At 65.1% G+C, this 18786-nt stretch carries 17 protein-coding genes; 12 read left to right on the forward strand and 5 right to left on the reverse strand.

The features are described 5' to 3' along the window. Positions 1 to 416 precede the first annotated feature (416 nt). From AC1DIP_RS10785 to AC1DIP_RS10795, 3 genes are all read right to left on the reverse strand, one after another. On the reverse strand, positions 417 to 986 hold the full coding sequence (locus AC1DIP_RS10785; protein ID WP_477733721.1) for a suppressor of fused domain protein: 570 nt from the start codon (positions 984 to 986) through the stop codon (positions 417 to 419). Positions 987 to 1235: 249 nt separating this feature from the next. Next, complete coding sequence (locus AC1DIP_RS10790) at positions 1236 to 1625, reverse strand: hypothetical protein (RefSeq protein WP_476208697.1); 390 nt, start codon at positions 1623 to 1625, stop codon at positions 1236 to 1238. A 342-nt stretch (positions 1626 to 1967) separates the two neighbouring features. Continuing rightward, positions 1968 to 2435: a MarR family winged helix-turn-helix transcriptional regulator gene (locus tag AC1DIP_RS10795; protein ID WP_477733722.1), complete on the reverse strand. Its 468-nt coding sequence runs from the start codon at positions 2433 to 2435 to the stop codon at positions 1968 to 1970. 130 nt (positions 2436 to 2565) lie between these two features. Between AC1DIP_RS10795 and AC1DIP_RS10800 the strand changes: the two genes are divergently transcribed. The 6 genes from AC1DIP_RS10800 to menE all read left to right on the forward strand — a co-directional run bounded on the left by AC1DIP_RS10800 (position 2566) and on the right by menE (position 9180). Further along, complete coding sequence (locus AC1DIP_RS10800) at positions 2566 to 3507, forward strand: SDR family NAD(P)-dependent oxidoreductase (protein WP_477733723.1); 942 nt, start codon at positions 2566 to 2568, stop codon at positions 3505 to 3507. Positions 3508 to 3509: 2 nt separating this feature from the next. Continuing rightward, positions 3510 to 4400: an amidohydrolase family protein gene (locus AC1DIP_RS10805; protein ID WP_477733724.1), complete on the forward strand. Its 891-nt coding sequence runs from the start codon at positions 3510 to 3512 to the stop codon at positions 4398 to 4400. 1 nt (position 4401) lies between these two features. Next, a complete protein-coding gene (locus AC1DIP_RS10810) occupies positions 4402 to 5631 on the forward strand; it encodes an acyl-CoA dehydrogenase family protein (protein WP_477733725.1) in 1230 nt (409 codons plus the stop codon). Positions 5632 to 5684: 53 nt separating this feature from the next. Further along, complete coding sequence (locus tag AC1DIP_RS10815; RefSeq protein WP_141183076.1) at positions 5685 to 6140, forward strand: MaoC family dehydratase; 456 nt, start codon at positions 5685 to 5687, stop codon at positions 6138 to 6140. Positions 6141 to 6283: 143 nt separating this feature from the next. Next, positions 6284 to 7609 carry an MFS transporter gene (locus AC1DIP_RS10820; RefSeq protein WP_477733726.1) on the forward strand — a complete coding sequence of 442 codons (1326 nt, stop codon included), beginning with the start codon at positions 6284 to 6286 and terminating at the stop codon, positions 7607 to 7609. An 8-nt stretch (positions 7610 to 7617) separates the two neighbouring features. Continuing rightward, a complete protein-coding gene (gene menE, locus AC1DIP_RS10825) occupies positions 7618 to 9180 on the forward strand; it encodes an o-succinylbenzoate--CoA ligase (protein WP_477733727.1) in 1563 nt (520 codons plus the stop codon). A 225-nt stretch (positions 9181 to 9405) separates the two neighbouring features. Here menE and AC1DIP_RS10830 read toward each other — a convergent pair whose 3' ends face one another. After that, positions 9406 to 10431 carry a LacI family DNA-binding transcriptional regulator gene (locus AC1DIP_RS10830; protein ID WP_477733728.1) on the reverse strand — a complete coding sequence of 342 codons (1026 nt, stop codon included), beginning with the start codon at positions 10429 to 10431 and terminating at the stop codon, positions 9406 to 9408. A gap of 166 nt (positions 10432 to 10597) precedes the next feature. Between AC1DIP_RS10830 and AC1DIP_RS10835 the strand changes: the two genes are divergently transcribed. The 5 genes from AC1DIP_RS10835 (at position 10598) to AC1DIP_RS10855 (ending at position 17342) form a co-directional block, all read left to right on the forward strand. Then, positions 10598 to 11533, forward strand: a complete 936-nt coding sequence (locus tag AC1DIP_RS10835; protein WP_477733729.1) for a dihydrodipicolinate synthase family protein — start codon at positions 10598 to 10600, stop codon at positions 11531 to 11533. A 116-nt stretch (positions 11534 to 11649) separates the two neighbouring features. Beyond that, positions 11650 to 13047 carry an MFS transporter gene (locus AC1DIP_RS10840; protein ID WP_159634002.1) on the forward strand — a complete coding sequence of 466 codons (1398 nt, stop codon included), beginning with the start codon at positions 11650 to 11652 and terminating at the stop codon, positions 13045 to 13047. Between the two features lie 258 nt (positions 13048 to 13305). Further along, on the forward strand, positions 13306 to 14304 hold the full coding sequence (locus AC1DIP_RS10845) for a bile acid:sodium symporter family protein (RefSeq protein ID WP_477733730.1): 999 nt from the start codon (positions 13306 to 13308) through the stop codon (positions 14302 to 14304). Between the two features lie 93 nt (positions 14305 to 14397). After that, on the forward strand, positions 14398 to 16863 hold the full coding sequence (locus AC1DIP_RS10850; protein WP_477733731.1) for a molybdopterin oxidoreductase family protein: 2466 nt from the start codon (positions 14398 to 14400) through the stop codon (positions 16861 to 16863). Beyond that, positions 16860 to 17342 carry a hypothetical protein gene (locus tag AC1DIP_RS10855; RefSeq protein ID WP_477733732.1) on the forward strand — a complete coding sequence of 161 codons (483 nt, stop codon included), beginning with the start codon at positions 16860 to 16862 and terminating at the stop codon, positions 17340 to 17342. Before AC1DIP_RS10850 ends, AC1DIP_RS10855 begins: the two co-directional genes overlap by 4 nt. A gap of 88 nt (positions 17343 to 17430) precedes the next feature. Here the strand turns inward: AC1DIP_RS10855 and AC1DIP_RS10860 are convergent, their stop codons facing one another. Next, a complete protein-coding gene (locus AC1DIP_RS10860; RefSeq protein ID WP_477733733.1) occupies positions 17431 to 17697 on the reverse strand; it encodes a hypothetical protein in 267 nt (88 codons plus the stop codon). Positions 17698 to 17916: 219 nt separating this feature from the next. Between AC1DIP_RS10860 and AC1DIP_RS10865 the strand changes: the two genes are divergently transcribed. Beyond that, a complete protein-coding gene (locus AC1DIP_RS10865; protein ID WP_477733734.1) occupies positions 17917 to 18786 on the forward strand; it encodes an alpha/beta hydrolase fold domain-containing protein in 870 nt (289 codons plus the stop codon).

An 18786-nucleotide genomic window follows, 5' to 3' on the forward strand; every position in this document is an offset into this window, starting at 1 on the left:
ACAACTAGCGCTACATGTCAGGTGAAGGACCAGATGACAAGCCAGGACATCCAGGTGATACCAAGAACGAGATGGAAGGCCATGCCGGTACAACCAGCGGCCGGAAACTATCGGCTAATCACCTTTTACGGCACCAGGATCCTCTTCGGAACGCTCCCGGTTTTCATGGTGGGAGCATTCGCAACATCCACGAGGAGCACTTGGTTCCCGCAATGGCTTTTTTACCTGGTTTCTGCGGTCCTGTTTCTCGAACTCGCTGTCATGGGGTGTGCAGCGTTTCTGGCTATCCCCAAGTACCGGTCAGAGAGAGCCCTGGGCTACACAACCTGGCCGTCCGGAGAAGAACTGGGCCAATGACTTGCCGCCGGGCCCGATAAGGGATCGTTCAACGGGCGGGGGATTCAGCTAGAAGTGCACTACGCACGCAGCGGGCGTGGGAGTTCGCGGTTCATGTCGGAGAGTCTGGGTGGATCCTGGTCCCAGACTTCAAACAAGGCGTCCAATCCGTGTTCCTTCACGGTCCGGGCTTCTTCAGGGAAGACCGGTGTGGCGTCCAGGAAGACCACGTGGTGACCGTTGTCGAGCCGAAGGGGCGGGATGAAATCATCTGCTCTTTCGAGCATTAGCCATGATCTAAAGTCGCGGCCGTCGAGGATACGCTCATCTGCCGGTGTAACCATATGGCCGGCTTCCAGGACGATTTGCTCGGCGATTACATAGTTGGCCATCAGGCCAAATGACAACCTAACGTCATCTGTTCCTGCCGCCACGCATGTGTAGAGCTCGAACCCATGGTTGTGGTTCAGCGGACCGTGAACTAAGCCATGAAGGCCAAGCGTCGCGTAGAGTTGAAATGGCTTTAGTGATACTCCTTTGGGCCATTCGAGAACTCCGACCATTTCTGGATGGTCATTAAATTTCCAGTACTCCGGCTCGCCGCCGAAATGAATCTCATAGTGAGCATCCACTGCTTTTACGGTGCCCAAGCCTTACCCCCTGTCATACGTGGTCAGCACTAGCCTAGGGCCCTGAGACCTGGCGGCTGCATTCACGGAAAGACCACCTGAGCGACTTGGCTAGGCGAAACCTTCGTGTTCTGGAAAGCAAGGACCGGTAAACGATCGGCTTGCGGGCGCCGTTGGAGACAACGGCGCCCGGTAATGGATCGCCTTACGGACGCTTAGGAGCGGTTATCGCTTGACCTGTCTTATGCGGCGCCCCTGCCGCGTCCTGGGTCATGATAAAGAAAACCCGATCCCTCCGACTGCGAAAAATACGCCCATGAGCATGTACATAAATCCCATGCGCTTAATCGTCGGGACGTCGGCGAATGTGAAGCCCTCAGGCCTGATTCCACGGCTCTCCCTATAAACCCTCGACCACGTGCTCGCGGTTCCGTTGATATCTCGGAACACGTGCAGCCCAAACAGGAACAAGAACAGCCCAGCTATGCTCACACCGATGGCAACCCAGTTCACCCTGGTTATGACGCCAAGAAGGAAGGTCCCCAAGAAAAGCGAGATGAAGCACCAGTAGAAGGCCCTGGCTGGTTGGGGCAATTCTGTAAAGAGACGTTTGATCGCCCGGAGAGTCTTGATGACGCACCTTCCATCGACTGGTCGCACCTACGGAGTTTTGAGGACCTTATTCCTGACCATATATCGCGGTGGCCGGATAACGTCCTGAATGGGGCCAAAAGGCTTGACATGGTCAGGCGTCCTACGCAGTCGAAGCACCGCCCGTAAGCCGGTCGTTTACCGCGCAGTCAGGTATGGATTCTTGTATCGCAACCGTTGCTGACACCACATGCACGTTTACCCCGCACGATGAAATGCACGGTGAAGGTGCCCTAACCGCAACGCTCCAGATTGTCTCGAAACCCTTGGAATGTGAGACGCCTTAATGGTCCTCGAACGGGTTCACGGCGTTGCCCCAAGCTCGTGCAGTTAAACCCAAAAAACAGCTGCCTACTCCGAAGCGCCCCATAGAGCTTTCCGGAGCAGCCGCTTCAATTCCTGCGGCTCCTCACCGGACAGCCCGGCCAGCTGGTTCAGCTCGGCCTCGTCCATCGCGGCGCGGGCCTTCGCATGCATCTTGCGTCCCTCAGTTGTGGACACGATGATCTTGGCACGCCGGTCCTGCTTGCCCTGCGCCCGTTCCACCAGGCCGCGGCGTTCAAGGTCGTCCACCAGGGTGACCACCTGGCTGGGGTCCAGGCTGAGGAAATCCGCCAATTCCCGCTGTGTCGGCTCCAGCCCGCTGCACGCCAGCGTCAGGATGGAGAAGGAACGCTCGCGCAGCCCGAAGTCAGCCAGGGCCTTGTTGTTCAGCACCGAGCCGGCGGCGTGCAGCTTGGCGAGCAGCAGGCCCACATCACTGCCGATCCTGGCTGCCGCAAGGCGGGGTGTCTGAACTTCGGTGCCCAAGGTAGCCATCACAACTCCGGTGTAAAAAACAATCGTTGACTTTTTCAATGATCCGTAATTTCATTGATTTCAACAAGGATCTCACACCGCAGTGGGACCACCCCAACGGCTTCGGCCGGCGCATGCGAAGGAGCAGGCCATGAGCTTGAACGGCAAGGTTGCAATCGTCACCGGCAGCGGGCAGGGCCTCGGCCTTGCCTACGCAAGGGAACTCGCCCGCCAGGGCGCCGCCGTCGTCATCAACGACGTGAACGCCGACACGGCCGCGCAGGCCGTCGCCCAGATCGAGGCCGACGGCGGCCGCGCCACCGCAGTGGTGGTTCCGGTGGGCACCACGGACGCAGCCAAGGCCCTGGTGGCCGGCGCCGTGGACGCCTTCGGCGGCCTGGACATCCTGGTCACCAACGCCGGGATCCTCCGCGACAAGTCCCTGCTCAAGATGACGGACGAGGACTTCGACCTGGTGATCAACGTCCACCTCAAGGGCACCTTCACCTGCGTCCGCGAGGCCTACGCCTACTTCAAGGAACACAACATCCAGGGCCGCATCATCACCATCGGCTCGCCCACCGGCCAGCGCGGCAACTTCGGCCAGACCAACTACGCCGCCGCCAAGGCAGGCATCGTCGGCATGGTCCGCACCTGGGCGCTGGAAATGAAGAAGGCCGGCGTAACGGTCAACAGCGTCATCCCAGTCGCCGCCACCGCCATGACCAAGACCGTGCCCTACTTCCAGAAGGCGGTGGAGGCGGACGAGCGCGGCGAGGCCATGCCGTCCTTCTTCCGCCACGACCTGGGCTTTGGAACGGCCGACGACGTCTCCGGACTGGTTGCCTTCCTCGCCTCCGACGAGGCGGCCAACATCACCGGCCAGGCCATCGGCGCCGGCGGTGACCGGCTCCAGGTCTGGACCCACCCGGAGGCCGCCACCACCGAGTACCGTGAGGGCGGCTGGAGCTATGAGGCGCTGCAGGAAAACGCCGGCCAGCTGTTCACTGCGGAAACTCTCCAGACCTTTGGCGAGGAATTCCTCCCGCTGCCGGAGGACCTGAAGCCCGCACAGCCCGCCGAGGCCCGCTGACCATGGCCGACCGTTACGAACTCGCCATCGACCCGGCGAAACTCGACGCCATCGACATGCACGTCCACCTCGAAGTCGACAGCTGCGGCCACGGCTCCCTGCCGGAGGAACTGACCGAAGCCTCGGCCAAATACTTCAAGGCCGAGGACCGCACCCCGTCCCTGGACCGCATCGCCGAGGTCTACCGCGAACTGAACATGGCCGCCGTCGTCTTCACCGTGGACGCCCGAACCCAGCTCAAGCACGAGCCCAACAGCATCCCCGAACTCATCGCCGGCGCCGCCCGGAACAATGACGTCCTGATCCCGTTCGGCAGTGTGGACCCGCGCACCGGCGAGGACGCCATCGCCGGAGCCAAGCACCAGGCGACCGAGCTCGGCGCGCGCGGCTTCAAGTTCCACCCCTCCCTGCAGGGCTTCGACCCCTCCAGCGAGCGCTTCTACCCGCTCTGGGAAACCCTCCAGGAACTGGGCCTGCCCGCCATCTTCCACACCGGCCAAAACGGCATGGGCGCGGGCCTTCCCGGCGGCTTCGGCATCAAGCTGGCCTACTCCAACCCCCTGCTGCTGGACGCTGTGGCCGCGGACTTCCCGGGCCTGCAGATCATCATGGCCCACCCGTCCGTGCCCTGGCAGGACGAGGCCAACTCCATCGCCACCCACAAAGCCAACGTCTTCATCGACCTCTCCGGCTGGTCACCCAAGTACTTCCCGGAATCCCTGGTCAAGGCCTCCAACTCCTACCTCCAGGACAAGGTGCTGTTCGGCACCGACTTCCCGCTGATCACCCCGCAAAAGTGGCTCGGCGCCTTCGCGGACCTGCCGCTGCAGGACGAGGTTCGGCCCAAGATCCTCAAAGACAACGCGGTCCGCCTCCTGGGGCTGGGGGCCTGAAATGGGCACGTTGACGACGGCGGAGGCCGGCCTGGGTGCCCGGCTCTACGAGGCAGCGGACTGGTATGACGCCGAGTCCCTCCTCACGCCCGACGAGCGCCAGGTCCTGTCCCGCCTGCGGACCTTCCTCGATTCTGAAGCCAAGCCACTCCTGGCCGAGTACTGGGAACGCGGCGAGTTTCCGGAGCAGCTCGCACGGCCGCTGATCGACCTGGACCTCATGGAACCAGCCGAACTCACTGGCGCCGAGGGTGCAGAACACAGCCCGGCCCGCGGCATCTACCAGGGCTTCCGGATCTTCGAACTTGCCCGCACGGACGCGTCCCTGGCCACCTGGTACACCGCCCAGGCCGGCCTGTTCCGCACCGCCATCCGCGTGGGTGCCTCGCCGGAACAGCTGGCCGAATGGATGCCCAAGGTCATCGACTTCTCGCTCAAGGGCGTGTTCTCGCTGACCGAACCGGAATCCGGATCGGACATCGCCGGCGGACTCTCCACCACCGCCCGGCGGCAGCCCGACGGCAGCTGGATCCTCGACGGCGCCAAACGCTGGATCGGCGGCGCCGCCACCGCGGACGTCCTCGCAGTATTCGCCCGGGACACCGCGGACGGGCAGGTCAAAGCCTTCCTCGTGGACCGCACAGCCGACGGCGTCACCCTGGAGAAAATCCAGGGCAAGACCTCGCTGCGGATGATGCAGAACGCCCACATCACCCTCGCCGGTGTCCGCGTCCCCGAGGCCATGCGCCTGCACAACGTGAACTCCTTCCGGGATGTAGCGGCAATGCTCCGGGCCATGCGCTCGGACGTGGCCTGGATCGCCACCGGCATCGCCGCCGGCGCTTTCGAGGCCGCCCTCGCCTACGTCAACGAACGCCGGCAATTCGGACGGACCCTCGGTTCCTTCCAGCTGGTCCAGGAGAAACTGGCCCGCATGCTCGGCAACGTCACGGCCAGCCTCTCCCTGGTGGTCAGGCTCACGGAACAGCAGGCCAAAGGCATCTACCGCGACCAGGACTCCGCCCTGGCCAAGATGCAAACGTCCCTGTTCATGCGCGACACCGTAGCCCTGGCCCGCGAGGTGGTGGGCGGCAACGGCATCACCTTGGCAACCGACGTCGCGCGTTTCCACGCTGACGCCGAGGCCGTCTACTCCTACGAGGGCACCCACGAGATCAACGCCCTCATCATCGGCCGCGCCCTCACCGGCGAGGGCGCCTTCACCCGCTAAGCCCTGCAACACCAGCACAGCACCACAACCACACACCAGCCCAGGAGGCAACGATGCCCAATCTCGTCGTCGATTTCGACACCCTGCTCACCCTGTCCGGCAAGGACCTCGGCACCACCGACTACCGCCAGATCACCCAGGACCAGATCAACCAGTTCGCAGACGCCACGGACGACCAACAGTGGATCCACACCGACCCCGAGCGCGCCAAGGACGGCCCCTTCGGCGCCCCCATCGCCCACGGCTTCCTCACGCTGTCACTGATCATCCCGTTCTGGGGCGAGCTGTTCGACGTCGAAGGCGTCACCACTAAGGTGAACTACGGCCTGGACAAGGTCCGCTTCACCTCTCCCGTGAAGGTGGGCTCCAAGGTCCGCATGCAGGCCACCATCGCCGACGTCACCGAGGTCAAGGGCGGCGCCCAGATCAAGGTCAACGCCACCATCGAGATCGAAGGCCAGGAACGCCCTGCCGTCGTGGCCGAATTCCTGGCCCGCTTCTACAAGTAAGCCGCTTTTTCAGGTAGTCCGCTTCAACAAGTAAGCCGCACCCGCAAGGAACAACAGTTCGCCAACCCCAGGCGGCGCGCCCCGGCGCCGCCGCCTCAGGCAACCCCAAAAACCCCCACATTCCTCCGTCTTTAGGAACAGCCATGTCCGGACACACCACGCTCGCACCTGCGGGCACGGCCGCCAAGCGCAAGGAAGCGCGCACGGTCATCCTGTCCAGCTATCTGGGCAGCACCATCGAGTTCTACGACTTCCTGCTCTACGCCACGGCCGCAGCAGTGGCCTTCCCCAAGGTCTTCTTCGCCGGCACGGATGAATGGGTGGGCGTCGTTGCCGCCTACGCCACCTTTGCTGCCGGATACGTGGCCAGGCCGCTGGGCGGCATTATCTTCGGCCATTTCGGTGACAAGGTGGGCCGCAAGGGGATGTTGATCATCTCCATGGCCATGATGGGCATCGCCTCCACGCTCATCGGTGTGATTCCGGGCGCCGGCGTGATCGGGCCGTGGGGCGCCGTCATCCTGGTGCTGCTGCGGGTCTGCCAGGGAATCGCCGTCGGCGGTGAATGGGGCGGGGCCGCGCTCATGGCGCTGGAACACTCGGACCCGAAACGGCGCGGCTTCGCGGCGTCGTTCGTCAACGCCGGCGCCCCCACCGGCGCCGTGCTGGGCACCCTGGTGATGGGCGCTTTCTCGGCCCTGCCGCAGGACGCCTTCCTGGCCTGGGGCTGGCGCGTGCCGTTCCTGCTGTCCTTCGTGCTCCTCATCGTGGGCATGTTCGTCCGCCTCCGGGTCTCCGAAAGCCCCATCTTCGCCGAGGCCGTGGCCAAGGAAGAAGCACAGGGCGCCAAGCGCAAGATCCCGCTGCTGGATGTACTCCGCCGGCCCAAGGCACTGATCATGATCATGTTCGCCGGAGCTGCCGGATTCGGCCTCCAGGTGGTGCTGCCCACCTTCTCGGTGACCTACGCCGTCTCCAAGGGCGCACCCCAGCAGGGCGTGCTCTACGCCTTCGCCGGAGCCTCGGCCATCTCCATCGTCTTCGTCCTCCTGGGCGGCCGCCTGTCGGACCGCTTCGGCCGCCGCCCCGTGATGATCGCCGGCCTGGCACTGTTCATCGCCTACCTCTTCCCGATGTTCGGGATGCTCGGCTCGGGCAATGTCGGCATGGTGTTCGTGGCCTTCACCGTGGCGCTGATCCTGCACTCCTCCCTCTACGGGCCGCTGGCAGCGTTCGTTTCCGAACAGTTCGGCACCACCTCCCGCTACACCGGCGCCGCTGTGGGCTACCAACTGGCCACCCTCATCGGCGCAGGCTTCACCCCGGGCATCATCGCCGGCCTCTACAAGGATTCCGGCCAGAACATCCTCCCCGTGGTGGTGTTCCTCTCCGTCATGGCGCTGGTCTCGATTGTCTTCATCGCCCTGACGCGGGAATCTAAGAACAACGACCTCACCACGGTCCGTTAGGAGAACCAATGGACAACAACGGAGTTGGCTCCTGGCTGCAGCGCCGCCGCCGCAAGTCGGGCACCAAGACGGCCCTGCTGTCAGCAGGGGGCACCCTGAGCTACGAGGAGCTTGCCGGGCGGACCGACCGCCTGGCCAACGCGCTCCGCGACCGGGGCGTGGCCAAGGGGGACCGGGTGGCATACCTGGGGGAGAACCACCCCTCGTTCGTGGAAACGTTCTTCGCCTGCGGCCTCCTCGGCGCCATCTTCGTCCCGCTCAACACCCGGCTGGCACCGCCGGAGCTGCAGTTCCAGCTCCAGGACTCCGGAGCCCGGCTGCTGGTCAACGCCGGTGCCCTGGAAACCTCCGCCTCCGCTGCGCTGGACGGAACGGCGGTGACCCACCGCCTGGTGGTAACGGCCGACGGCGGGACGGAACCTTCCGCCGCCACGGCGCCGGCCGCCGTCGTACACTCCGTCACGGTGGAACAGTACGGGGAGGCGCTGCAGGCAGCTGGCCCTGAACACCCCGACGTGGCCGTGGGCCACGACGACGGCGCGATGATCCTGTACACCTCCGGGACCACGGGCAAGCCCAAAGGTGCGTTGCTGACGCACGGAAACATCACGTGGAACTGCATCAACACCATTGTGGACATGGACCTGAACCGCAACGACGTGGCGCTGATGATCTCGCCGCTCTTCCACGTGGCGTCCCTGGACATGGGGCTGCTGCCGATGCTCCTCAAGGGCGCCACCGTGGTCCTCGAGTCCAGGTTCGATCCCGCCCGCGTCCTGGAACTCATCCAGGAACACAAGGTGACCACTCTCAACGGGGTGCCCACCACCTTCCAGCTGCTCTGCGAAGATCCGGGCTGGGCCGCGGCCGACCTGAGCTCGCTGGACAAGTTGACCTGCGGCGGCTCGGCGATTCCCCGCCGGGTCCTGGAAGCGTACGAGGACCGCGGCATCGGTTTCACCAGCTGCTACGGCATGACCGAAACAGCCCCCGGCGTCACCATGCTCCCCGTGGACAGGTCACGGGAAAAGGCGGGCTCGGCCGGCCTGCCGCACTTCTTCACGGACGTCCGGATCGCCGATCCCATGGGCGGCATGGTGGCCCAGGGCGAGGTGGGGGAAATCCAGATCTCCGGACCCAACGTGATCAAGGAGTACTGGAACCGGCCGGAGGCCACAGCCGCCAGCTATGCGGACGGCGCCTGGTTCCGCTCGGGCGACATGGGCTACCGGGACCAGGAAGGCTTCCTGTTCGTCTCGGACCGGCTTAAGGACATGATCATCTCCGGCGGGGAGAACATCTACCCGGCGGAGGTGGAGGCGGTCATTTCCGAGCACGGTGCCGTGGGCAGCGTGGCCGTCATCGGCGTCCCGGATGACAAATGGGGCGAGGTCCCGCAGGCGATCGTGACCCTGCGCGAAGGGGAATCGCTGACCGCGGAGCAGTTGCGCAGCTTCCTCGACGGCAGGCTTGCCCGCTACAAGATCCCCAAGTCATTGGTGGTGGTGGAGGACATGCCGCGCACCGCCAGCGGCAAGATCCGCAAGATGGAGCTCCGCAAGCAGCTCTGATGTCAGTGACATACAGCTGCCCGCCCCGGTATCCCGGAGCGGGCGTTTGTCTTATGGGGCGATGGGCATTGTCAGGCGGCACGTCCACGGGCGCCCGTCTGGACAGTGACACCGAGACCGCGGTGGGAGGAAGCGCGCCACCTCCATTTCGACAACAGCGGAGCTTCCGTGGATGTCAACGACTTCGCAACCCAGGCAACCCCAGGGGCAGCACAGGGTGCTGTTTCACGTAACGGTGCGCTGGGGCGCTCCGCTGGACTGCCGTGGGATGAGAGTGGGCATGGACCGGCGGATGAGTGGTTCGATGCCTGGGTTGACGATGAGATCAATGGCGGTGGCTGCTATTTGGTCCAGGGGAACGTGCACCGAGCTTAGGGGCGTCGGCAGCCGGGCGGACAGCGGCGTGTCGTTGTATCCGACCAATGCCAGATGGTCGGGGATGCTGATCCCATTACGGTGTGCTGCCGCCATCACACCCATGGCGATGTTGTCATTGGCGGCGAAGATGGCTGTCGGGCGGGATTGCGGCGTGACTGCGAGGAGTGTTTCGCCGGCCGTGTAGCCATTCTCGATGCCGTACCCGGCAGCGATAAGCCATTCTTGGCGTGGCTGGATGCCTGCTTCATTCAGTGCTCTGCGTGCTCCCGCCAAGCGTGCGGTTCCGGTGGAGGTGAAAGCGGGGCCGGTAACGACAGCAATGTTGCGATGGCCCAGGTCGATGAGGTGACGTGTGGCGAGGTAGCCGCCGACCTCGTCGTCTCCGAGCGCCGAGGGACTGATGCCGTCAGTTCGGAGCACCAGCGCATGCGCTACGCGGCGCTCACGCAGCAGTCGGGGGAGCTCGTCATCGAGCCGCGCCGTGGCGAGAATCAACCCATCGACGTTTCTATCGAGGAGTGTTTCGGCCGCGCTGCGTTCATCCACGGGATCATCTCCGCTGGTGGCGACCATCGCAAAGTAGCCCCGGGATGACGCCGCCTTTTCGAGTTCTTCGAACATCAGCGCCATGACCGTGTCGCTCAAACGCGGGACAAGGACACCAAGGGTGCGGGTCTCACCACGCCGCAAACTTGAAGCAAAAGAGTTCCGGCGGTACCCGAGTTCTTCCGCGATCTTCCGGACATGGGCTGCCGCCGCGGATCTGGAGGTGGTGCGTTCATCCAGCGCGCGGCTGGCGGTCGAGATGCTCACGCCACTGGCAGCCGCGACATCCTTGAGCGTGACAATCCCTGCAGGGGCGGGACGTTCCATCGCGGTTCTCCTCTTCAGCAAGGGTGTTACAGCCACTCTATTCCTCCTTCTTGCAAACGTTCTCTTGACAGTGAGCTGCGACACGTGCAAACTTGAAAACGTTCCCGCAAACGTTCCCATCATAGCGGGACTACCGACCATCAAAGAAAACAAGAAGGTAGCTGCAATGGCACTCGATCTCCGCGGACTCAACCCCGCACCTGTCACCCCGTTCACCGAAGATGGCGCCGTCGACTTCGCTGCAATCCAGCGCCTGGGTTCGTGGCTCGGATCGATTGAGGGCGTGAAGAGCCTCGTCGTTCTGGGGCACGCCGGCGAAGGGACGTTCCTCACCGAAGAGGAGCAGCTGGACGTGATCCGCGCGTTCGTGGCATCGACCGACGGCCGGGTACCGGTTGTAGCGGGCATCACGAAGGAGGGCAATAAGACAGCGGCCCTCGAAGCCAGAAAGGCCGTCGATGCCGGCGCGTCAGCTGGTCTCGTCTACCCCTCGCACGGGTGGCTGCGCTTCGGCTACCAGAAGGGGGCACCCCAGTCGCGCTATCAGGAGATTTACGACGAATCCGGTCTGCCGCTGATCCTGTTTCAGTACCCGGACAACACCAAGGCAAGCTACGACCTCGAAACCCAGCTGGAGATTGCCGGCCAGGAGGGAGTCTTTGCGACGAAGAACGGTGTCCGGAACATGCGCCGGTGGTACACCGAGATCCCCGCGCTGCGCGCCGCGTACCCCGAACTGCAGATCCTGTCCTGCCACGACGAATACCTGCTGCCCACCATGTTCGACGTCGATGGCCTGCTCGTGGGCTACGGCAACATCGCCCCCGAACTGCTCGTCGAACTGATCGAAGCCGGCAAGGCGCAGGACTACCCGCGAGCCCACGCAATCCATGAGCGGCTGCTCCCGGTAACGAAGAACGTTTACCACCGCGGCTCCCACATGGAAGGCACGGTCGCCCTGAAGTGGGGCCTCGTGAACCGGGGGATCCTGGACCACGCGACAGTGCGCACCCCGCTCCTGCCCCTGCCCCAGGGCGCCGAAACCGAAATCGCGGAAGCCTTCGCTGCCGCGAACATCGGCAAGGTCACCGTCAGCGCCTGATCCACGGATCCTGAGGATGGCGGGAGCAACTCCCGCCATCCTCCCCTAGGCTTTAGCCATCTCCACTCTTGGTCAATGAGGACCCCAGCATCGCTGCTGGAGAAGGAGGACTCGCCATGCGCGAGCCGAACAACACTAAAACTATGGCCGGCGGCGCCAATGCCGCCAGGATCAATGCAGAGCTGGTAGCCCGCCTTGAACGGCTCCCGCTCACGCGACGGCTGACCGTGATCCGCGTGGTCATCGGGTCAGCGACGTTCTTCGACGCCTACACCGTCCTGGCAATCGCCTTCGCGATGCCCCAACTGTCCTCGGAATGGCACCTGAATGCCGGGGAAATCGGCATGATCCTCTCCGCAGGGTACGTCGGCCAGATCTTCGGGTCCCTCTTCTTTGGACACCTCGCCGAAAGGATCGGCCGACTGCCCGTCCTGCTCTTTACGATCCTGCTCTTCGTCTCCATGGACATCGCCTGCCTCTTCGCGTGGGGCGCCACGTCCATGATCATCTTCCGCTTTATCCAGGGCATCGGCACTGGCGGCGAAGTACCGGTCGCCAGTGCCTACATCAACGAATTCGTCGGTGCCAGGAAGCGTGGCAGGTTCTTCCTCCTATACGAGGTAATCTTCCCGGTCGGCCTGATGTTTGCCGGCATCGCCGGATACTTCCTGGTCCCTGTCGTGGGCTGGAAAGCCATGTTCATCGTCGGCATCGTGCCTGCCCTGCTCACAATCCCCATGCGCTGGCTGATGCCTGAATCACCGCGCTGGCTGGCATCCAGGGGTCACGTCCACAAGGCCGAGACTGTCGTCTCAATGCTCGAAAAGGAAGCGGTCAAGGCAGGACATACACTCTCCGAACCCGTGGTTCGGCCCGTTGACCCCAAGGCCACGGCCCGCACCGACTGGCGTGAACTGTTCTCCGGGATATACAAAAAGCGCACCTTCATGATATGGATGCTCTGGATCTGCGTATACATGGTCAACAACGGCCTAGTCACTTGGCTGCCGACGCTCTACAAGCAAACCTTCAACCTTCCCCTGCAAACCAGCCTCGCCTACGGCTGGGTCACGTCCGCTGTCGGTGTTGTGGCCTCCGTCCTCTGCGCGCTGCTCATCGACCGCGTAGGCCGTAAACGTTGGTACACATTCGCCTTCCTGGCCGCGACCGTCCCTCTTGTCATCCTCACAGCCCTCGGCGCCGTGTCGGCGACACAGGTCGTAGTATTCGCCAGCATCGCCTACGCCATCCTGCAGACCATCTCCTTCTCGCTCTACCTCTACTCCGCCGAGCTGTACCCGACCCGGCTCCGCGCCATCGGCACGGGCTTCGGCAGCGCCTGGCTCCGGGCAGGCTCCGCCATCGGACCCATCCTGGTCGGCTGGATCGTGGACAACTACGGAATCAGCCTGGTGTTCACCGTCTTCGCAGCCGTTGCCCTCATCGGAGGCCTGGTGACTATCTTCTTCGCCATCGAAACCAAAGGCCGGGTCCTCGAGGAACTCTCGCCCTAAGTCCCTAGCACCCGCCTCTGTGGCAGCGCCACGAACCAGCTCCGGTCCGTGGCGCTGCCGTTGCAAGTCAACGACTACCCTCGGAACATTGCTTCCCGTTCCGCCCAGATCCCAGGTGCGCCGTCGTGAGGTCACTCGCGCTGCGCTTCGGCGGGCAAGGCGTCGACCTCAAAGGCGCATTGCCGTGGGGGCCCGGCCTTGTTACCGTTCACGGTCATCAATTGGCGGAATCCTATAGGACAGTGCCACCATTATTGGATGCTTGAGGCAACTAAACCCCAGAAGTCCCCGGACGGGACGCCCGTCAACCCCGCGCTCGAAGCGGAAAGCAAAATCGCCCGCATCGCGGTGACGGTGTTCCCCATCCTGGTAGTTGTTGCCGGCATCCTCGGTTTCCTGCTCCCCGGGGTCTTCAAGCCCATGGCCCCCAGCGTGCCCTACCTGCTGGGCATCATCATGTTCTGCATGGGCCTGACCCTCACCCCGCCGGACTTCGCCGCGGTGGCCAAGCGGCCGTGGGCTGTGGCCCTGGGGATCGTGGCGCACTACGTCATCATGCCCGGCGCCGGCTGGCTGATCGCAGGCGCCCTGAACCTTCCGCCTGAACTGGCCGTCGGCGTGATCCTGGTGGGCTGCGCACCCTCCGGCACGGCCTCGAACGTCATGGCCTTCCTGGCCAAGGGCGATGTTGCCCTCTCCGTGGCGGTGGCCTCCGTCTCCACCCTGGTCGCCCCGATCGTCACCCCGCTGCTGGTCCTGTTCCTGGCAGGCTCCTACCTGCAGATCGACGCCGCCGGCATGGTCCTGGACATCGTCAAGACCGTGCTGCTGCCGGTGGTGGCCGGCCTCCTCGCCCGGGTCTTCCTCAAGAAGCTCGTCGCTAAGGTGCTGCCCGCGCTGCCATGGGCGTCCGCCGTCGTGATCTCCCTGATCGTGGCCATCGTGGTGGCCGGCAGCGCCAACAAGATCATCGACGCCGGGGCCATCGTGTTCCTCGCCGTGGTGCTGCACAACGGGTTCGGGCTGGGCCTTGGCTACCTGGCCGGCAGGCTGGGCCGCCTGGACGACAAAGCCCGCCGCGCTCTGGCCTTCGAAGTGGGCATGCAGAACTCCGGCCTGGCCGCGACGCTCGCCACCGCCCACTTCACCCCGCTCGCTGCCCTGCCGTCCGCGGTCTTCTCGCTGTGGCACAACATCTCCGGCGCCATCGTGGCCGCCTGGCTCGCCCGGCGCCCGCTGCAGGAAAACCAGCCCTAAGGGGCGCGTTTCCGGCCAGCCATTCCGGGTACGGAATCCGGTAGGGACAACGTCGCAGTTGTTGTCCGCCAGTGCCTGTAAGGAGATGGACAGATGGCTCGGATTGACCGGATAGCTGAACCATGGGGGACACGGACGCCGTACGGCAGCGGCGCTGACTGGCCGGTCAGGGTGGATACCCACCTGGCCGAAGGCGTGGCCCCGGAGGACGTGGACCGGTGGGTCCAGACGGCCTCGCTCCTGCACTCCAACGGCGACGCCATGGACATCGCCGTCAAGGACAACAGGATCGTCGGCGTGCGGGGACGGGCCGTGGACCGCGTCAACCACGGCCGCCTGGGCCCGAAGGACCTGTACGGCTGGCAGGCCAACGCTTCCCCGGACCGGCTCACCAAACCCCTTATCCGTGAGGGCGGGAAGCTGGTGGAAACGGACTGGGACACTGCCATGAAGCGCATCGTGGACAAGTCCAAGGCGCTGCTCGCGGAACAGGGCCCCAGCGCCCTTGGCTTCTACACCACCGGCCAGCTCTTCTCCGAGGAGTACTACACCCTGGGCACTGTGGCCCACGGCGGCATCGGCACCAACCACGTGGACGGCAACACGCGGCTGTGCACGGCGACGGCTGGCGAGGCGCTGAAGGAATCCTTCGGCTGCGACGGGCAGCCCGGCTCCTATACTGACGTGGACCACGCCGATGTCATCGCCCTGTACGGGCACAACGTGGCCGAAACCCAGACCGTCCTCTGGACCCGGATGCTGGACCGGCTGGCCGGCCCCAACCCGCCCAAAATCATCTGCGTGGACCCGCGCAGGACGCCCGTGGCCAGGTCCGCCACCGTGCACCTGGCGCCGCGGCCCGGCACCAACGTGGCCCTCATGAACGGCATCCTGCACGAGATCATCACCAACGGCTGGGTGGACCAGGAGTACATCCAGGCGCACACCGTGGGGTACTCCGAGCTCGAAAAAGAGGTCAAGAACTACCCGCCGGCCCTCGTGGCGGAGATCTGCGGTGTCCCGGCGGAACAGATCTCCGAGGCGGCCAGCATCATCGGGCACGCGGAGCGGCTGCTGTCCACGGTGCTGCAGGGCTTCTACCAGTCCAACCAGGCCACGGCCGCCGCCGTGCAGGTCAACAACGTCAACATCATCCGCGGCATGCTGGGCAAACCCGGCTGCGGCATCCTGCAGATGAACGGCCAGCCCACCGCCGAGAACACCCGCGAATGCGGGGCCGACGGCGACCTCGCCGCCTTCCGGAACTGGTCCAACGACGCGCACATCCAGGACCTGGCCCGGGTCTGGAACATCGACCCCATGTCCATCCCGCACTACTCCCCGCCCACGCACGTGATGCAGATGATGCGGTACGCGGAGGACGGCTCCATCCGGATGCTGTGGGTCAGCGGCACCAACCCCGCCGTCTCGCTGCCCGAGCTGGCACGCATCCGCAGCATCCTGGAACAGGACCGCCTGTTCCTGGTGGTGCAGGACATCTTCCTGTCCGAGACGGCCCAGCTGGCCGACGTCGTCCTTCCCGCCGCCACCTGGGGCGAAAAGACCGGCACTTTCACGAATGTGGACCGCACCGTGCACCTCTCCGAGAAGGCCGTGGACCCGCCGGGCGAGGCCCGGCCGGACCTGGAGATCTTCATCGACTACGCCCACCGCATGGGCCTGCAGGACAAGGACGGGCAGCCCCTGATCAAGTGGCACGACCCCGAATCCGCCTTCGAGGCCTGGAAGGAATGTACCCGCGGCCGGCCCTGCGACTACACGGGCATCACCTATGACAAACTGCGCGGCGGCTCCGGCATCCAGTGGCCCTGCAACGAGGAGAACCCGGACGGCACGGAACGCATCTACGCTGACGGAAAGTTCTGGGCGCACCCCGAGTACTGCGAGACCTACGGCCGCGACCTCATCACCGGCGCCCCCGTGGAACCCACGGAGTACAAGGCCCTGAACCCGGAGGGCAAGGCCATCATCAAGGCCGCCGAATACATGCCGCCGCACGAGCTGCCCAGCCAGGACTTCCCGCTCCAGCTCATCACCGGCCGCACGCTCTACCAGTTCCACACCCGCACCAAGACGGGCCGGGCACCGGAACTGCAGGCGGCCGCGCCGGACGTCTGGGTGGAGTTGTCAGCGGACGACGCCGGCGCGTACGGGATTGCCGAAGGCGACCTTGCGGAGGTGGCGACGCCCCGCGGGGCCGTCCGTGCCAGGGTGCGGATCAGCGGCATCCGGAACGGCGTGCTGTTCCTGCCGTTCCATTACGGCTACTGGGACACCGACGGCGGGCACCAGCCGGACGGCGCCGGCAGGGCGGCGAACGAACTGACCATCACCGACTGGGATGCGGCATCCAAGCAGCCCATCTTCAAGACCGCGGCAGCACGCATCACCAGGGTTTCCGGCGGCGACGGCCCTTCCCCGGCGCCCACCACCACGGCTTCAGCCCCTGCTGGCGACTTCCCGGAAGGCGCCAGGACTAAGGGCATCGCCACCGCTTTGGCGGACGAGGCAACCGGCACGGCAGGAGGGGCACGATGAAATTCGGGCTGGTACTGGAGGAAATGCACCGCTCGGAGAACGACCTGGCGCACCACCTGCTGGTCATCTCCGAGCGGCACAAGGTGGACCACGAGATCTACCACCTTGCCCGGGACCTGGCGCGCTGGTCGCAGCAGCACGTCCGGGACATCGCGGACATCGCCAAGAACTACGGCAAGGACCTGGACCCGGAGCCCCGCGGCGAGGCAGAGCTGATGGAAACCATCCGGGAGAAGGGCAGCGAGATGGTGGGCCGGCGCCCGGAAACCGGCATGCTGCTGCTGCGCGACCTCCGCGAGCTCTACCTGAAGGCCTGCGGGGTGTCAGCGGACTGGGAACTGCTGGCCCAGGCCGCCCAGGGGATGAAGGACAAGAACCTCCTGGCCCTGGCGGAGAAGTGCCACCCGCAGACCATCCGCCAGATGAAGTGGGCCAACGGGAAACTGAAGGAATCCGCCACCCAGATCCTGGTCAGCTAGGGGCCGGCTTCGGGAACCGCCTCCCGGGCCGCCTGGAGGTGGGCCACCAGGGCCTGCAGTTGCTCTGCGGTCCACGGCAGGGCCCGGCTCAACTTCGTGAATCGTCCGTTGCCTCCTTCCCCAGCCGGGCACGCTGCTCCTCAAGCTCCCGGCGCTGGTCCCCGGCGAAGTAGTTCTCGAACATGGTCATCCTTTCCAAAACAGTCATGAAATAGGCCGGCTCGGCGTGCCCGTGTCCGTGTCCGCCGAGGCGTGCCAGCAGCTCGCGGATGGTGTGCTGGAGCTGTTGCAGCTGCAGGGCATGGCCGAGGCCAGCTCGCCGATGCTCCAGCGGGGGTTCTTCCGGTTGCTCCATACCGCCCACCGTAGGACCTGACGCCGCCTCAGGTTCAACCCCCTCGCAGGCATCCCCTTGGCGGGATCCGCTGCGGAGCGAACCAGTTTCATTCAGTGAAACTGACGGCGCGTGCTGACACGCCCATGGCACAGGCTTGAGTCCATGAAGGCGGACCGCATCAGGGGCCGCGCACAGACCAGTACGGGAAAGAACGGCGCGCTACACATGGAGTCAACGATGACGGGACGGCGGATCCTCAAGGGGATCGAGTTCGCCCGGCCACAGAACGCGGAGCCGCTGCTGCTGGACCTCTACCTTCCCGCGGGAGGAACGCGCCAGGGCGGCCGGCCGGCGGTGGTCCACTTCCACGGCGGCGGCTGGCGGACCGGGGAGCGGTCTTCGCTGGGCCCCGCTGTTGACGGTTTCGGACTCAGCCCCATCGAGCAGTTGGCAGATGCCGGGTTCGTAGTGGCCTCGGCGGACTATCGGCTCAGCACGGTTGCCACGTTCCCGGCCCAGCTGCTGGACGCCAAGGCAGCTGTCCGCTGGCTCCGCACCCACGCGGCCGAATACGGCGTGGACCCGCACCGCATCTACGCCTGGGGCGACTCGGCCGGCGGCCACCTGGCCAGCCTCCTGGGCCTGACCGCGGATTTCCCGGTCCGTGCAGGAAACGACGCGCCGGACGACGACTCCGTTGCCGGCGTCGTGGCCTGGTACCCGCCCACGGACCTGCTCAGGATGGGCGCACAGGCGCGGCCGGACGCCGTGGCCCGGGCGGATGATCCCGGATCCCGCGAAGCACTGCTGATCGGCGCGCAGCCGGCCGACGACCCGGACAAAGCGAGGGCCGCAAGCCCCCTCAGCTACGTCCACGCGGGCGCCCCGCCTTTCCTCCTTATCCATGGAACGGCGGACCGCTTCGTCCCGGTGGCGCAGTCCACCTCCCTGGCCGGGGCGCTGGAAGGCGCGGGCAGCGCCGTCGAACTCCTCCTGCTGGAGGGCGCGGACCACATGTGGGCCAGCCCGGACGGCAACAGCGGCGCCGCGGAGCAGGCCATTGCCGCCACCATCGATTTCCTCTGCCGCCAGTCGGAACAGCACTGA

The sequence above is a fragment of the Pseudarthrobacter sp. 05T312 genome (assembly GCF_056396685.1).

Excerpts from the sequence above, each read along its gene's own strand:
- AC1DIP_RS10795 (WP_477733722.1), bottom strand. The coding sequence starts at position 2,435 with ATGGCTACCTTGGGCACCGAAGTTCAGACACCCCGCCTTGCGGCAGCC.
- AC1DIP_RS10800 (WP_477733723.1), top strand. The coding sequence starts at position 2,566 with ATGAGCTTGAACGGCAAGGTTGCAATCGTCACCGGCAGCGGGCAGGGC.
- AC1DIP_RS10805 (WP_477733724.1), top strand. The coding sequence starts at position 3,510 with ATGGCCGACCGTTACGAACTCGCCATCGACCCGGCGAAACTCGACGCC.
- AC1DIP_RS10810 (WP_477733725.1), top strand. The coding sequence starts at position 4,402 with ATGGGCACGTTGACGACGGCGGAGGCCGGCCTGGGTGCCCGGCTCTAC.
- AC1DIP_RS10815 (WP_141183076.1), top strand. The coding sequence starts at position 5,685 with ATGCCCAATCTCGTCGTCGATTTCGACACCCTGCTCACCCTGTCCGGC.
- AC1DIP_RS10820 (WP_477733726.1), top strand. The coding sequence starts at position 6,284 with ATGTCCGGACACACCACGCTCGCACCTGCGGGCACGGCCGCCAAGCGC.
- menE (WP_477733727.1), top strand. The coding sequence starts at position 7,618 with ATGGACAACAACGGAGTTGGCTCCTGGCTGCAGCGCCGCCGCCGCAAG.
- AC1DIP_RS10830 (WP_477733728.1), bottom strand. The coding sequence starts at position 10,431 with ATGGAACGTCCCGCCCCTGCAGGGATTGTCACGCTCAAGGATGTCGCG.
- AC1DIP_RS10835 (WP_477733729.1), top strand. The coding sequence starts at position 10,598 with ATGGCACTCGATCTCCGCGGACTCAACCCCGCACCTGTCACCCCGTTC.
- AC1DIP_RS10840 (WP_159634002.1), top strand. The coding sequence starts at position 11,650 with ATGCGCGAGCCGAACAACACTAAAACTATGGCCGGCGGCGCCAATGCC.
- AC1DIP_RS10845 (WP_477733730.1), top strand. The coding sequence starts at position 13,306 with ATGCTTGAGGCAACTAAACCCCAGAAGTCCCCGGACGGGACGCCCGTC.
- AC1DIP_RS10850 (WP_477733731.1), top strand. The coding sequence starts at position 14,398 with ATGGCTCGGATTGACCGGATAGCTGAACCATGGGGGACACGGACGCCG.
- AC1DIP_RS10855 (WP_477733732.1), top strand. The coding sequence starts at position 16,860 with ATGAAATTCGGGCTGGTACTGGAGGAAATGCACCGCTCGGAGAACGAC.
- AC1DIP_RS10860 (WP_477733733.1), bottom strand. The coding sequence starts at position 17,697 with ATGGAGCAACCGGAAGAACCCCCGCTGGAGCATCGGCGAGCTGGCCTC.
- AC1DIP_RS10865 (WP_477733734.1), top strand. The coding sequence starts at position 17,917 with ATGACGGGACGGCGGATCCTCAAGGGGATCGAGTTCGCCCGGCCACAG.